Source organism: Cohnella sp. CFH 77786 (assembly GCF_019400745.1).
GTDB lineage: Bacteria > Bacillota > Bacilli > Paenibacillales > Paenibacillaceae > Cohnella.
In genome coordinates, this window is the sequence record NZ_WJIB01000016.1 from 69784 (window position 1) to 84530 (window position 14747).

Annotated in this window: 13 protein-coding genes; 2 read left to right on the plus strand and 11 right to left on the minus strand. The window is 45.6% G+C overall.

Annotated features, from left to right (window positions below; all coding sequences use genetic code 11):
* Positions 1-6: 6 nt before the first annotated feature.
* The 7 genes from GE107_RS20820 to GE107_RS20850 form a co-directional block, all read right to left on the minus strand.
* Positions 7-645 (minus strand): RraA family protein, encoded by a 639-nt coding sequence (locus GE107_RS20820; RefSeq protein ID WP_219642344.1) that lies wholly within the window; start codon positions 643-645, stop codon positions 7-9.
* Positions 642-1322 (minus strand): class I SAM-dependent methyltransferase, encoded by a 681-nt coding sequence (locus tag GE107_RS20825; protein WP_219642347.1) that lies wholly within the window; start codon positions 1320-1322, stop codon positions 642-644. Before GE107_RS20825 ends, GE107_RS20820 begins: the two co-directional genes overlap by 4 nt.
* A gap of 1 nt (position 1323) precedes the next feature.
* Positions 1324-2118 carry an amidohydrolase family protein gene (locus GE107_RS20830; RefSeq protein ID WP_219642350.1) on the minus strand — a complete coding sequence of 265 codons (795 nt, stop codon included), beginning with the start codon at positions 2116-2118 and terminating at the stop codon, positions 1324-1326.
* Positions 2111-3307 (minus strand): ATP-grasp domain-containing protein, encoded by a 1197-nt coding sequence (locus GE107_RS20835; protein WP_219642353.1) that lies wholly within the window; start codon positions 3305-3307, stop codon positions 2111-2113. The genes GE107_RS20830 and GE107_RS20835 overlap by 8 nt, the downstream gene beginning before the upstream one ends.
* A 13-nt stretch (positions 3308-3320) precedes the next feature.
* Positions 3321-4766 (minus strand): glycosyltransferase family protein, encoded by a 1446-nt coding sequence (locus tag GE107_RS20840; protein WP_219642355.1) that lies wholly within the window; start codon positions 4764-4766, stop codon positions 3321-3323.
* 19 nt (positions 4767-4785) lie between these two features.
* Positions 4786-5568, minus strand: a complete 783-nt coding sequence (locus GE107_RS20845; protein WP_219642359.1) for a glycosyltransferase family protein — start codon at positions 5566-5568, stop codon at positions 4786-4788.
* Between the two features lie 223 nt (positions 5569-5791).
* Complete coding sequence (locus tag GE107_RS20850; protein ID WP_219642362.1) at positions 5792-7957, minus strand: glycosyltransferase; 2166 nt, start codon at positions 7955-7957, stop codon at positions 5792-5794.
* Positions 7958-8075: 118 nt separating this feature from the next.
* On the opposite strand from GE107_RS20850, the gene GE107_RS20855 reads away from it, so the two are divergent.
* Both GE107_RS20855 and GE107_RS20860 read left to right on the plus strand, forming a co-directional pair.
* Complete coding sequence (locus tag GE107_RS20855; RefSeq protein ID WP_219642365.1) at positions 8076-9770, plus strand: glycosyltransferase; 1695 nt, start codon at positions 8076-8078, stop codon at positions 9768-9770.
* 10 nt (positions 9771-9780) lie between these two features.
* A complete protein-coding gene (locus GE107_RS20860) occupies positions 9781-11739 on the plus strand; it encodes a glycosyltransferase (RefSeq protein ID WP_219642368.1) in 1959 nt (652 codons plus the stop codon).
* Positions 11740-11748: 9 nt separating this feature from the next.
* Here GE107_RS20860 and GE107_RS20865 read toward each other — a convergent pair whose 3' ends face one another.
* From GE107_RS20865 to fliD, 4 genes are read right to left on the minus strand one after another with little or no spacing between them, the layout of a single operon-like run.
* Positions 11749-12120, minus strand: coding sequence for a hypothetical protein (locus tag GE107_RS20865; RefSeq protein ID WP_219642371.1), 372 nt, complete (start codon positions 12118-12120; stop codon positions 11749-11751).
* A complete protein-coding gene (gene fliS, locus GE107_RS20870; protein ID WP_219642374.1) occupies positions 12117-12506 on the minus strand; it encodes a flagellar export chaperone FliS in 390 nt (129 codons plus the stop codon). Before fliS ends, GE107_RS20865 begins: the two co-directional genes overlap by 4 nt.
* A 5-nt stretch (positions 12507-12511) precedes the next feature.
* Entirely contained in the window at positions 12512-12895 is a 384-nt protein-coding gene (locus GE107_RS20875; protein WP_219642378.1) for a flagellar protein FlaG, read from the minus strand.
* 25 nt (positions 12896-12920) lie between these two features.
* Positions 12921-14705, minus strand: a complete 1785-nt coding sequence (gene fliD / locus GE107_RS20880; RefSeq protein WP_219642381.1) for a flagellar filament capping protein FliD — start codon at positions 14703-14705, stop codon at positions 12921-12923.
* Positions 14706-14747 lie beyond the last annotated feature (42 nt).

Genomic DNA, 14747 nt, shown 5'->3' on the forward strand with positions numbered 1-14747 from the left:
TCCCATTTACTCATATAGATATTTTTTCAAACATACCGTTTCATAAGTACTGAATTTTCTCCTATCAATACAATCAAACCATATATCTTCCTGTTCCTCGATACTTTGCAATCGACCTAGAAAGTCTTCATTATGAAGATCTTTGGGAATTAATACTACCCCTGTGTCATCACAAACCGCGATCGATCCATGAACAAGAGCTCTCCTGCTTGCTATTAAATCCACATCTAAACTGTCTGCAAGCCGCTCATTAATACAGCCTATTGGATTAAAGCCTGTACACCAAATTGGCCAAGCTTCCTTGATTAAATGAGGGACATCCCGAACCTTCCCAGTTACGACAATAGCCGCCGCCTGGCGATAAAGAATGAGGTACTTTGATACCAAATCCCCGATGATGGCTCGACCGCCACAGTCAAATACCTCGATAAAAACGACATCTCCTTCTTGGACATGCTGAACTTGTTCATGCACATCCCAATTTGTTCCTCCGTATGCATACGCCCAAAATACATTGCCAACTTTAAACTGCCCTCTGTTAATAGCTGTGACATCCGGTATCGCTCCCGTTTTCCCAAGGCAGTCAGCTATTTCCGTAGATGAAACCCTATTTCTCTTAATGTAATCAATGATCTCATTTTTCATCGTTCATCCGCCCGCTCCTTAAATGAATTAAATATGGTGTCTATTTTTGAAAAACTATCATTCTTGAACACAATGACGGTGAACTCAAACGGCATGTAGTCGTTCCTCAAAACGACATTGCGTGATAAACGATAGGCCATTGATAATATTTTCTCCGGACTACTGTGAAACGTATGATCATGCTTATAATCAACTTTATCCGATAAGAAATCAAAAGCGATTGCTACATTACATAACGAAAATGCTTTCTCCATACATTTTTCAATGAACTGATAATTATCTGTTTTTTCGAATTTATGGTTGAACATGCCCGAGGAAATGACATAATCATAAGAGGATTGAAACTCTATTTTCAGAAAATCGCCTAAAATAAATTGGATGTTGGGTTCATTAAACATCTGATTCCCGAAGTGAATTAGTTCCTCAACTAAATCAACACCCAGATAAGAGTAAGGAAGTCCTTTCTCTTTCAAAATAAGATTTAAGTCACCGAAACCACATCCTACATCCAAATAAGACTGATGTTCTTGCAAAGGAAAAAAGGAGGTCAACATTTGAAATCGAAGACGCTGTTTCCCTTTAAACCATCCCAACGTTTTTGGGGAATATCCATATAAACCAAAGCGCTCTTTGTATCTTTCAATCGTCGCTTTAACATCATTCTCTGAAAGTCCCATTTTACCACTCCGTTATATATTGCCTTAGATTACGATATGCTATATTTTCCGCCTTAATCCTTTGAAGCCCTTCGGAAAAATGATCGAATCTCCTTCTTAAGTCTCTTAAAGAAAATTCTGGGCTATCTGATCCAACACAAATTCTCCGATCGAATTTATGGAATGCATATTCAATATCCATATCAATCGAACTTCTTTCGTACTTGCATAAGGTAAAAGATAGATCCAGAAGAACATTAGTGAATACACGTGCCATTTCGATATACTCCAATAGTTTTACAGCACCCGCATGCACCATAATAACCTTGCATTCTTTAACTTTATTTAGCATTGATGATATCTGTTCAATACCATTCCATTCGTTTTGGCCATAGAAGTAAGTGCATATCATGACGACTAGGCGAAGACGATTACACTCCTGTATGATATCAACAATTATTGGTTTATCTAACCTCAAACTAGAGAACCTTGGGTGTATCTTGATCCCAATGTAACCCATTTCTTTAAGCCTTTTAAGTGAACTGGATATATCTCCGATGCCACTGCTAAACTCATTGAAATAAGCGATTGGAAAAATACGATCTGAGTGTTCAAAAATAAAACTGGCATACCGCTCAGAATTATACCCCCCTATACCCTCCATCCCTACAGCAAGTGCCCATTGAACATTATAAATCTGCATTTGATCAATTACGGTTTTAATATGGTTGTTGGTTTCACTCGACTGTTTTAACCAACTTCCATCTATAGTTGGATGTGTAAGACTATCAAATAGAGGAATTCCGTTGTCATTCATAATAAACCACCAATTTATTTTTTATCACGGATGCCCGATACTGCAGTTGCTCTTTATCATCGCCTTCAATAATAAAATAGCCTGCCCTTGATCGATCATCTTTAGGGTGACGAATCTCGTCCCCTTCTTTAATCGACAAGCCAATATCAATTAGGTACGGTAGCTCCCTGATTTTATTTACTCCGACTATTTTGGATACTCGACCCTCTGGTAATACAAAAAACTCCAACAAAGCATTTTTGTTACGCAATAGAGAGTGGTTCATTTTAACCTGTTCTCCAAGTGCCATTCGGATAAGCATTCCATTAGTGTCCACACCTGATAATAAGGGTACGATATGCGAAGATATTTTTGTACCTCCGCCTCTTGCTGCAATCTCAATTAAGTAGTAATTATCATTAACTACCTTATATTCCGCGTGAGTGATACCAAATGGTAAACCCATCATTTCAACCATTAAATTGTGTTGGGCTTCTAGTTTTGGGTAATTTATATCTGGTTCTGACCATGTATACAGCAGTTCTCTCGCCACCGTCTTACTTTCATTTAAATGTTTCTTTTTAGAAACCGCTAGAGTGCGGTGCCCTTCATTTGTTTGAAACCCTTCAACTGTCAATTCAAATCCATCAACGTAGGACTCCGCCAATACTTGTTTTTCTTTAGAATATTGAAGTGTATCGCGAAAAAGGTATGGTATCTCGTTAAAGGTCGATATCTTATTAACACCACGACTAGATTGATTGTTAGTGGGCTTTAGGATCATCGGCATGCCGATTGTGTTAGCAAAGTCAAGAACTTCCTCTTCACTCGAGCAGAGTCTATAGTAAGGACAAGGTAGATTTTGGGACCGAATAAACTCCCTCATGAGATACTTATCAGTAAATTGATTAGCAACTGCGACACCTATACCGGGTAAACCCAATTCTTCACAAAGATAAGCTACAGTAGGGACAGCAATGTCACTTTGATCTGTTATTATTGCATGAGGTTGGTACTGCTTTGCCAGCCTTAACTGATTATCTTTATCAAGCACATCTGCTATCGCGGTCAAATCGGCATATTCAAAACCGGGCGATTCTGGATACAAGTTTGTATTTAGTACCCTTAGCCCCATCTCTTTTGCCTTCTTAATAATGGGAACTTGCCATTCTCCACCGCCAACAATCATGATTCTTTTATCCTTATACATCAATAGAACACCCCTATCGCCTCAAAAAACTATGCATCTTGTGCATTAAATGCATACCATAGTTTTGTTCTGCTTGAAGTTCAGCCCACGCTGAATCGAAGTCTTCACAGGCCGAAGGAGACTCTCTAACCATTAAACCGACTTCATGTCTTTGGGGAAGGAGCAGGATAGCTTCATCCATTTTCGAACGCCAGTCCAATCCAACATGTTGTTCGCTCACATGCCGTTTTTGAATTTCGCCTCGCTCTTGTCTCAGTACAGGGTTTATTATGAACTTTTCAAGAATCTCTATATATTGAATAATGGTTTCAGGGTGATCTTCCATACCATCATATCGATTCAATGATAGAATGGGGTTTAAAGGTTTAGGACCGAGTACTATCGGAATTCCGTAAAGACAAGCATCTAGAGAGGCAGTAAATGAACCGAAAGGAAAACTTTCTAAGTATAAGTCAGCCGATCCATAGTAATCTGTAAGATCGTTTTGCCTTCCTACAAGTATCATCTTTCCATTCGAACTTGTTATTGCTTCTCGCCATAGCACATCGTTTACATCCGGCCCGACTGCAATTAAATAAGTATTCGAATAGCGATTGAGAACATCAGCTAAAACATTTGGAAAGTGGTAATGTTTATAGGGTGTAAACTTATAAGGATCTCCGATCGTTAACATGACGGTGGATAGTTCCGGTAAACCCAGTCTTCTTTTACATTCTAATTTGTTTGGTACGGTTTTAGCTTGAAGCGGCATAGGGATCATGGCTGCATTTCGAATATGCCTTCTATATAACGAATCCGTATACTCAGGGAGCCTGCCATCAATAACTAGATCAGTAATCGAAGATCCAATCCAAAAATTCTGAGCCGCATGATTACAACAAATTACAGGAGGCCCGCCAGATTCCCCATAGGCTACAGAAGGCACAGGGTCATCCGGATGAGCGTGAAGAACAACAATATCTGCCCAATTGTCGCTTATCTCTTTAAGTGCAATTGCTTTTTCAAATTTACTCATTTTGCTTGGAAACTCAATGTAGTCCCCTCCCGTACCTCTAGCTGCATGAATTAACCAATCAGGGAGATGATTTGCTTCCTGATCAATTAGCACAATTGAATGTCTCTCATCTTCTTTGCAATGTAACATCCATCTTTCGGCTAATCTTGTATGTCCACCGGTTTTATAAGCACTAGTTAATACATGCAGCCAGTGAACACCATCGGTATTCTTGTGCTTTAGATTCCATTGAAATGCATTCTTTCTTTTATGAATATTGGCACCTATAGAAACCAGAGATGACTCCAATTCAATGCTCGTAAAAAAACCGGGATGGCAGTGCCATCCCGAAGCTCCTGTTAACCAAGCCCACTCCAAAGCGGTATCTATCTTGTTTTCATTTAAATACAATTGAAAACGTCGAAGAAACCGTTCAAATCTATAATGGTTATTTTGAATTACCATTCCAAAACCCCTCACCATTTCAATTAAAACGTAGTAATTCTTGTCTCATTAACGCCAATTCGTATTCAAGAAATATGCGATCATCCTGTGTATCGTCAATTCTTTGAGGAAGGTTATTCAAAAAACGGTTATAATTTTGTATAATCGCTTTTTTGTAATGTTTTAGAAATAATACTCGATTTTGATCAAAACCGTTCATAATATTCACTACACCACAATCGTGAACAAACCACGGCGATTGGCACTTTGGTACAACCACCAAGTATCCTTCAGCAATAAACTCCATTGATTGAGAAAGATCGTAGTAATGCCAACCGTTTAGAATATCATCTCTCCACTTAACGTCATACTGCGTAATCATAACTAGTCCATCTACACCTGCTACTTCAATCATTAAATCTTCCGGTTGTTTAAATGCTAGGAGTCCCATTGATCCAGTATGAGAATCAAATACCCTTCCGAATATCTCCTTACTTTCCCACCATACTCCGTTTTCAGGAATATATCTTGCTCCTACTGCGCCAATAAGTCCAACTTGGGGGCAGGAAAAAATATTCAGAATATCGTGAATAAACATTTTGTTAACGATAAGGACATCTTGATGGATATATACTTTGTATTTTGCATTAGAAGATGCCATCGCTTTATTGTAACCTTCAAAAATACTTGCGGCATTTCTTATAGCTATAGTGTCTATTTGATATCCTTCTGGAATATCTAAAGCACCTATATAGTATAAACACTCCTCATACTGCAATTCGTCATTAACACAAGTTATAAAACAAATCTTTCGGTCATTCACATCAGCACCTTCAATCCCAAGCCTTTACTTTTTTATCCGATCTCTCTGACATCCCTTTTTAATTCATCTATATCTGAGTCAAGTTTACCCACATGTTTCAGTTGCCTTACTTTCCAATGCGATAATATCATATAACATAGAATGTACTCATTATAACAGCGGCCTAATGATGCTCTTCCATACCTGGAGAAAGCTGTATCTAGGAAGACACTCTATATCCGCTCTATAAACGAACCGTCGCTATTTCTGAGTTGTAAAAATTGTCCCTGTTCTGTCCTGCCATTAATTTTTGAAGTAATCCCTCAGCCTCTTCATCCCTTCCCGCAATTTTTTCAAGATACATCCGTGCGCTGTCGTACTCTCCGAGTTCGTTCAAAATAAGAGCCAATTGGAATAAAGCAAAGGAGTTGGAAGGCTCAATCCTAAGCGCTTCGCCCATCAATTCTATCACGGGATCATAAATCCCTCTCTGAAAGCATTCCGTAGCCACAATGGTTAATACTCTTGCTTTTTCAACAACTCCCGCTAATACTTGCTTGCTTATATCTTCGACGCTGTATTTACGGTTCCGCAACAATTCCGTCAATTCTTCTAAACTTTCATCCTTGAATAAATCATGCTCTATTCGCCTTAGAGTAAAGCGCAGTCGCATATCGCTTTGTTTACTCTCGGTAAGCTCCTGTCTAATGTTTTGCATCCATCCAAGCACCTGTTCGCTTTTTTCGGGAAGCAGCCCGAACCATTCCAGCGCTAACTCCAGATATCCCTGCATGTACATCGTCAATCCAAGGTTGAACATCGTTTGCGGGTTATCGGGATCCCTCTCGAAAAGATGCTGAAGGTATTGTTGAGCTAATGGGTATTCGTTATGCTCCAGCATCTGGACGGCAAGATAGTTGAGCAACTCCACGGGTTCGCCATAGCCAGCCTGATCGATTAAATTAACAACATCTGCAGGATCCTTATTTGATAATTCTTTGATACTTGCCTGAACGTCTTTTTGGGACAAAATATTGTTGATCACGGTCTTGATCCCTGAGCCTTTCTCCTCCCTGACAGCAGCCACCAAAAATTCCGCGGCCTCATACTGTAATGTCGTTTGCACTCCTGCGGCTCCTGCAAGCTTTCGAATAAAATCCCTATCGTCGGAACTCACGGAAGTCGTTAATGCAGTCAAGCTTACTTTCGTAAATCCAACGTTCGAAAACATATGCTGCGTCTCAGAAACGGTTAATCCATCATTTGCTCGTGCCGGCGACAATCCTAGCAGGAAAGGTTTCACTCGGCCATAATACAAGGAATTCGGAATGGCTGCGACCAATTGACCTCCTTCTTTCAGCAAACCGTTCAGCAATGATAAATGATGTTCCGGGTGCTTCCATTGCGAATAGGGTTCTGAAACGATCACCCGATCATACGTACTCAACGGAAGCGTCTGTATGATTTCATCGGTTTCGCCGACGTAGACTTCCCCCAAGATGGCGGCAACCTTGGCGGCCGCTTCATTCAATTCGATTCCGAACAACTCCGCATTCGGATAACGGTTGCGTATCTGTAACAAGTTTCCACCGCACCCGCAGCCGATTTCAAGAACCCGAAACCGGGAATCGGAAGGTTCTTGAATCGCTCCGCATAGGTCCGTTCGGAATTGATTCCCTTTATCCGGGTCGAATCCCCACTTGTCTTGAAAATTCCGGTTATTATCTTTCATCAGTTGAACATACTGCGGCGGAGCATCTTTAAACGACACGCTGCCGTAATGGTGGATAAACGTATCCTTGCATAGCAACAACTTGTACCCCGCCAGCCGAATCCGGAGCGACAGATCGTCATCTTCGTAATTGCCGGGGGTGAAGCGTTCATCCAGAAGCCCGATCTGATCCAGAATCGGCTTCTTGATGAGCATGCAGTAGCCGATCAGCTTCAGTCTTTCTTCCCAAGCCGATGGATTGGGCTGGCCGTTATGCTGTTCGGCAAAAGCGTGCATCTCTGCCAAACTTGTGTAGCTTACGGGTATCGCTTGTCCATAGGAACAGCTGTTGGTGATGGACCCTACCGCTCCGACCCCGTCGCTGCTGTACAACGCCGCGATCAAATTCGACAACCAATTCCGCGTTACGATCGTATCGTTATTCAGCAACAGAATGTTGTTGCCCGTCGAAATTTCGATCCCTTGATTGCAGGCTTTCGGAAAGCCAAGATTTTCATCGTTGAATACGATGCGGAGATCCGGCTGATCCCGCAACCACGCTTTGGTGTCGTCCGTGGAGTTATTGTCGACCACGATGATTTCGTAGCTTCCAGGTTCCGTATACTCACGAATGCTCTCGATGCATTGTCGGGTATAATCCAATTTATTGAAAGTTGCGATCACGATGCTGGTTAACACGGGATCTCCCCCATATTCCGGTCCGGTATATTCTGTTATACTACTTATAACATTTATCGACACGAAACGAGCATAAGTGTAGCTAATTCGCATGGAAATATATGAATAAGGGGACCATATGCAACCTTTTCTCGGTTTGTGCATGATCGTCCGTAACGAAGGAGAAATTCTGGAGCGATGCTTGTCTAGCGTAGCTCCCTTCGTGGACGAAATCGTCATCGTAGATACCGGTTCTACGGACGATACGAAGGCTGTTGCCTCCCGCTTCACCCCTCAAGTCTATGATCATATGTGGTCGAATGACTTCGCTGAGGCTCGGAACGCGGCGATTGCCCGTTCCGCCGCTGTTTGGATCCTCATGCTCGATGCCGACGAATATCTCGATGTGGAGAATCTGGAGGAGTTGAAACGGTTCCTGCGGGCTCAGGACAATTCCTCTCCCACCGGCGTCATTGTTCCGATCTACAATTTCGTAGGAACGGAGGGGTCTGGCAAAATCTCCGAGTCCACAGCGATGCGCATCTTCACCCGTGATCCGGACCTCCGTTTCGTAAGGCCGATACACGAGCAGCTGATTTCCACCACGGGGCAACTGAAGCAACTCGACTATTCGCTGCCGATTTATCACACCGGTTATACGACCGAAACGATCAACGCCAAACGGAAGAACGAGCGGAACCAAGCGATATTAAACCAGTTGCGCTCCCGGGGTGACTTCTCTCCCTACGACTCTTTCCTGCTGGGAAACGAACACTTCTCCCAGGACCGTTACGCCGAGGCTATCCGTTGTTACGAGGAAGCCAACCAACCCTCACAGCGGGATAAGAGCTGGCTCCCCTTGTGCATAGCAAACGCGGTTCAATGCCTGATCAAGCTTAAACGGTATGCCGAAGCCTATGAAACCATTGCACAAGCAATTGTCCGCTGGCCTCAGGCTTGCGATTACTACTGGCTCAAAGGCTATCTTCTCGCCCAGCTGGGCTACGACGAGCAGGCCATCCGAGAGCTGCAGCTCTGCCTGCGCGTAGCTGGGCAGACTGTTGACCGCCAAAGCTGGCTGATCAGCCCGAATCACGGCAGCACACTCCCCTTGCAGCAACTTGCGGTACTGCATCTTCGGCGCTTTGATGTTACACAAGCCGTTGCCTGCCTGACCAAATTGGCTTTCGCCAATCCCAATCATCAGGCGGTACTGGTACATCTGCTGAAGCTTATCCGTTCGGAACCGATTGAGCGCATCTCATCTTTGTTGCGGACGATTTACCCGAATCCGGAATCACATCAAACCGAGATGATTGCGACCGCCTGCTTCCAAGCCGGTCTAGTCGAACTGGGCCGGACCTTCGGCGGAATCGATTCCGTCCTTGCCGAAGGAGTGCCTTCGGACGACGACCCTCGTCAAACATCGGAAATATGCATGCGAATGTTCCGAGCCGGACGCTACGAGGAATTCGATCGCATGATACAGCTTAACGAGCATCATTCCATGACGCTCGCACAACTTTTGGGAGACGCCTTTTTCGAAGAGCAGCAATTCGAGCTTGCATTGGATTACTACTCCTTACTCCTGCGGACAGACGAACTGAGCGGGAAAGGCTACGAGAATCTTGCCCGGCTGTATTTTGCCCAGAACGAGATTGAAGAAGGACGGGAATTCTTAAAACGCGCGATCGAACTGCTCCCGGACCGAATTGAGTTATACACGTTATTCTTTGAGCACACCGAAGTTCCGAATCCGGAAACGGCCCGGCTCGTCCGGGAACTTACGGGGAGATTCCCGGGTTTGCGCCATTTCCCGTTGTTGCCCATCTAAAGGAGGATATATGGACAAGCTGCTTTCCCTGTGCATGATCGTGAGAAACGAGGAAAAGGTGCTCGCGCGCTGCTTGGACAGCGTACAAGGCTTCGTAGACGAGATCATCGTCGTCGATACGGGGTCTACGGACGGCACCAAAGAGATTGCCGGCCGTTATACGGACCATGTTTACGACTTTACGTGGATTAACGATTTCGCCGTCGCCAAGAACGAAGCCGTGCGCAGGGCCACCTCCAAATGGATTTTGGTTCTCGATGCCGATGAATACTTGGACCCGTCCGAAAAGAACGACCTCCGCTCGTTTTTGACAGGCCTGGACGCCGGGCAGCCGCTGGGGATCAGCGTTCCGATTTACAACTGCGTCGAATCCGTCACTTCCGGCAAATTCATCGAATCCTCGGCGATACGTCTGTTTTCCAATCTTCCGACCGTTTATTTCGACCGACCCATTCACGAACAAGTCGTATATCGAGACGGAGAGCTCCCGCTTCGCTCCTATCCGTTGTCGATCTTTCACACAGGCTACCTGGACACAGTAAGGAAGGAAAAAGAAAAATCCTCGCGGAACCTGAACATCTTCAAGGATCTCAAAGGACTTGAGGAATATGACTACTTCACGCTCGGCAATGAACATGCCATTCTCAAGGACTACAAAAAAGCGCTTTACTATTATGAAAGAGCGCTGACCAAAAAAACGGAATCGATGACCATCTTCCCGTATTGCCGCTATCAAATCGTGCTCGTCTTGATCGAGATGAAACGTTATAAGGAAGCGCTGCAATACATTGAAGATAACTTGAAGAGATGGCCGCAATATCCCGATTACTACAGCATGAAAGCGTCGGTTTACGTGAATTTAGGCTTCGAGGAAGAGGCGATCGAGCTGTATACGACCGCGCTAACCAAGGCGGACGCTCCGGCAGGCAAAGACAAACGCTTCTGGCTGATCACGCCCAGCTTGGGCAGTCATATTCCTCTGATGAATCTGGCGAAGCTCCATCAGAAAGCGCATGATTTTCAAAAAACGGTTTATTATTTGAGCAAACTCGTTACCATGAATGTGAATGACCATTTGGTTCTGTTTCAGCTTTTGAACATTTTGGTTCCGAACGAATCTGTCGCCTCGGTTCTGAATTTCCTCGGCAAAATCTTCGATTTCGGCCGAGCTGACCACCTGGTGAAATTGCTTCATGTGAGTTTGCTTCTGGGCAACAAGGAATTATGCGAACATTTCCATCAGGCGTGCGTAAAACAAAATATCGAAATGCTGGCTCAGCAGCAATTGCTGTACGCCCTCGTTTTTAACGAGCCCGACCGTTTCGAACGGCATCTGCCGGAAGCCGGAAGCGGCAGCTCGACGGGACCGCTGAACAAGCTCATCTTCCTTGCCGCCATTGTCTGGAAGAGGGAGGACTTCTCTTCTTACCTCTCCCCGTCGCAAGACGAGTCGGATCCTTCCCTGGAACTGCTGCAAAGCATGTTTGCGACTCTGTTTCATCCGGAAGAGGTAGGGGTCGATCTGCCATTCGATGTTAATTACATCTCCACGCTGCTGATCGATTTATTCAAGATGGGGTACTACGACAGCTACGATTGGTTGATCCAGCAATATCCGCAATATTATTTCATTCTGGCCAACATTCTGGGGGATTACTTCTACCAGAATAACCATCTGCAGTTGGCGGTCGATTACTATTCCCTGCTGTTGGATCAGAAGCAATTAAGCGGGCCGGGATATTACCACCTCGCATTGCTCTACCTGTACCAAGGAGAGACCGCCGAGGGCTTACAATTCCTCCGTTCGGCCATCGAATTATGCTCGCATGAATCGCACTGGTATATTCGATATTTAAAACATAGCCCAGCAACGGAAGAGAAAAAAGAAATCGCCCGGCAATACCGGGACCGTTTTTACCCCTACGTTCAGATCAATGTGGTCGAACAATTGCTGAAGGGTCAGGCATGAGCCTGACCCTCATTTCTTGCGGTCGACGAAATATCCTTCCGACTGCGTATACGATTGATAGTAAGCGTTCTTCATTCGACTTGCGCCTTGAAATTTGGACAGTTGCGTCGAAGCTTCCTGACGGAGCGAATTCAGTTTGCGGTTAACCTCAAGCTCCGTATCATATCCGGTTTGGAGCAACTCCCGGATAACCTGATTTTCCTGATCAGCGAGCCCCCAAAGCCCCTCGATCTTCGCTCTGATTCGAACTTGCTGCTGCTGCAGCTGTCCTAACACCTCGAAATTCGCCTCTTCTTCGAAATCCAGCTCCAAGATGTTCCGAGTCACTTCGATAAGCTCATGCAGGGCTTCCTGCAACGGGGCTTCCGCGGACAAACTCATGACCGCACCTTGGCGGACGCCGGCAATTGCTTCATCGACTGTACCCAAGCGTCTTTCAAGTCGGTCATGAGTTCGATGCACTCCGCAAGGCTTGCCGCGTCCAGCTTCATGTTCGCCACAAAAAGCTTTTGCAGCAAGTAATCGTATATGGAGGATAAAGAATTTGAAACCTCATACTTCTTGTCCAAGGTGTACTGCAATTCGTTGATAATATTGGTTGCTTTCTTAATGTTAATATTTTTCATCTCAAAATCTTTGTTGTGAATGCCTTCCAACGCCTGCTTCATGAATTTGATGCAGCCGTTATAAAGTAGAGTCGTAAGCTCCCAAGGCGCAGCCGTGTTGACTTGCATTCTGAGATAAGTTTCATGGGCTTGCTGGTTCAAGGGAACTACCTCTTTTCGTCGATATTGAGACCGACCAACTCCTGCAGCTTCGCCATCAGATCGAGAAATTTCTCATTCGGAATTTCTCGAACGACTTCGTTGGTGTCCTTGTTGATGACTTTGACGACGACTTCGCCTGTCTTCTCATGGACGCTGTACTCGAAACGGCGATCAATGCCCTCCATGGCCTTATTGGCTTTTTCGATCGCTTTGCGCACGGCTTGCTCGGACAAACTGAGATCGTATTTCTCTTTGTGCAGCAAGTCGCTTGCTGAAGGGAGAGAATGCTGTACAGGAGCCCCCGCGGGTTGCGCAGGATCAACCGGAGAGGGTTGTGCTGCCGGCAACGTCTGCAACGCTGACAACCCCGTTACGCTTCTAAGTTCCATAACTTGTCTTCACCTCTTGTCCATCTTATTTGAATTGTTGCATCATCCACGACAGCTGGGCATTGCTCTTGCCGACGGCCTGGTCCATGGCGGCAAACATTTTGTAATAGTAGTCCTCTTTCTTGGCAAGACGGACGTCGAAATCGGAAATCTGGGAATCGATCGTATGGATTTTATTACCCAGGTCGGTTGTCACACTGTCGACAACCGTTCCTGCGCCACCAGCTTTCTTGACCAGATCGGTGATCGTCTTGGTCACGCGATCGTACATTTTCTGCGAGATCCCGTCCGGCTGGCTCGAGAACACGGCCGTCACGTTGGAAGGATCTTGCGACAATGCGGTCCGAAGCGCGCTTTCGTCCAGCACCAGCTTACCCGCATCTTGAGGCGCACTCGAATTGTACGGCACGGTTGTGATGCCGATTTTATACAAGGCATTGTACGTGGACGACGCCGAACCGACGGACGTGCTGACCAAGGTGCGCAAATCGTTGATCGTGGATTTGACGATATCGTCGTTGCGAAGAAGACCGCTCTTGGCCTTATCCTCCCATAACTTTATATCGTCCTCTTCCATTGCTTTCTTCTGATCGTCCGTTAGGGGAGCGTAATCGCGAAACTTCGTTTCCTTGACCCTCTTGTTCATCAATTCGATCGTCTCGTTGTATTTGGCGACGAAATTCTTGATCTTATCAACCGTGCTGTCGATATCTACGTTAACCCCAACAGTCACCGGCGACGCCGTCGTCTGCTTAAGCGTGTAGGTCACGCCTCCGGTGGTGAACGTATTGCTGCTGCGGTAGGACTGCACGCCATCGATCGTCACATTGGCGTCCGTTCCCGTGACAGGCGTCGTCGACAGCCTCATGGCGGTCAGAAAATTGCCCGCCGAACCGTTCTGCAAGCTGACTTGAGCGGATTGGCCCGTTCCCTTGGTCGTAAATACGATCTTGTCGGTCACATCGTCATACGACATGTTGACACCGGCCGCGGAATTGTTGACTTTGGTCATGATCGAGGAAAGCGTATCGGTGCTGGTATAGGAAATGCTTACCCCATTGATCTTAAAATCGCCGAAGGTCAGCGTACCCGCCGTGAATTTAGAGGCTATGGTTCCCAATTGTGCATTAACATTGATTTTATTCGATTGGCCATCCGTAAATCCAAGGTCGGTCAGGCCGTTGTTGCCCGCAATGGAGCCCATTATGACCTGCGGCTCGTTTCCGGCGGTTCCGACGGATTTCAATTCCAGATTGGACCCGTTCAGCGAAACTTGAATCTTATTTGCACCGAAAGCGTTGTCGATTTGGGTCTGCAGTTCCGTAACAAGCGAAGCGTTGGTGTACGAAGCGTTGGCCGTCAACGTGATCTTCTTGGTGACACCGCCTAAAGTAACGTTTAATTGATCGTTAACGCCGGCTGTGATGGCCGTATTCGGAGCCGTTCCGCCGACAAGCGAATTGTCGGTAACACCCGCCGAACTGCTTAAGTTCGCTCCGGAAGCAAGCCCCGTTACCGTAACGCTGTGCGTAATGGCGCTGGCCGTCGAATCGGCGGAAATCGTGACCGCGTCTTCGTTGGAGGACGTGCCTTTGTATTGCTTCCAGTCCCCGGACAGCCGCATCGTATCCAATACGTTCTTGAAGCTCGACAGCTTCGTATTGATTTCCCGATATAGATCGGTGGTCCATGTCAAGGTCGTTTTCTTCTGTTTCAGCTTGTCGAGCGGCATCCGTTCTGCTTTCATCAGATCGCTGACCATTTTATCGATATCCAGACCGGAGTTGATGCCCGAGATCCTCGTGACCATAGTTACCCTCCCGAAAGGTTTCGTCCTACTCTATTTATCGAA

Excerpts from the sequence above, each read along its gene's own strand:
- GE107_RS20855 (WP_219642365.1), top strand. The coding sequence starts at position 8,076 with ATGCAACCTTTTCTCGGTTTGTGCATGATCGTCCGTAACGAAGGAGAA.
- GE107_RS20840 (WP_219642355.1), bottom strand. The coding sequence starts at position 4,766 with ATGGTAATTCAAAATAACCATTATAGATTTGAACGGTTTCTTCGACGT.
- GE107_RS20835 (WP_219642353.1), bottom strand. The coding sequence starts at position 3,307 with ATGTATAAGGATAAAAGAATCATGATTGTTGGCGGTGGAGAATGGCAA.
- fliD (WP_219642381.1), bottom strand. The coding sequence starts at position 14,705 with ATGGTCACGAGGATCTCGGGCATCAACTCCGGTCTGGATATCGATAAA.
- GE107_RS20865 (WP_219642371.1), bottom strand. The coding sequence starts at position 12,120 with ATGAGTTTGTCCGCGGAAGCCCCGTTGCAGGAAGCCCTGCATGAGCTT.
- GE107_RS20830 (WP_219642350.1), bottom strand. The coding sequence starts at position 2,118 with ATGAATGACAACGGAATTCCTCTATTTGATAGTCTTACACATCCAACT.
- GE107_RS20825 (WP_219642347.1), bottom strand. The coding sequence starts at position 1,322 with ATGGGACTTTCAGAGAATGATGTTAAAGCGACGATTGAAAGATACAAA.
- GE107_RS20875 (WP_219642378.1), bottom strand. The coding sequence starts at position 12,895 with ATGGAACTTAGAAGCGTAACGGGGTTGTCAGCGTTGCAGACGTTGCCG.
- GE107_RS20820 (WP_219642344.1), bottom strand. The coding sequence starts at position 645 with ATGAAAAATGAGATCATTGATTACATTAAGAGAAATAGGGTTTCATCT.
- GE107_RS20860 (WP_219642368.1), top strand. The coding sequence starts at position 9,781 with ATGGACAAGCTGCTTTCCCTGTGCATGATCGTGAGAAACGAGGAAAAG.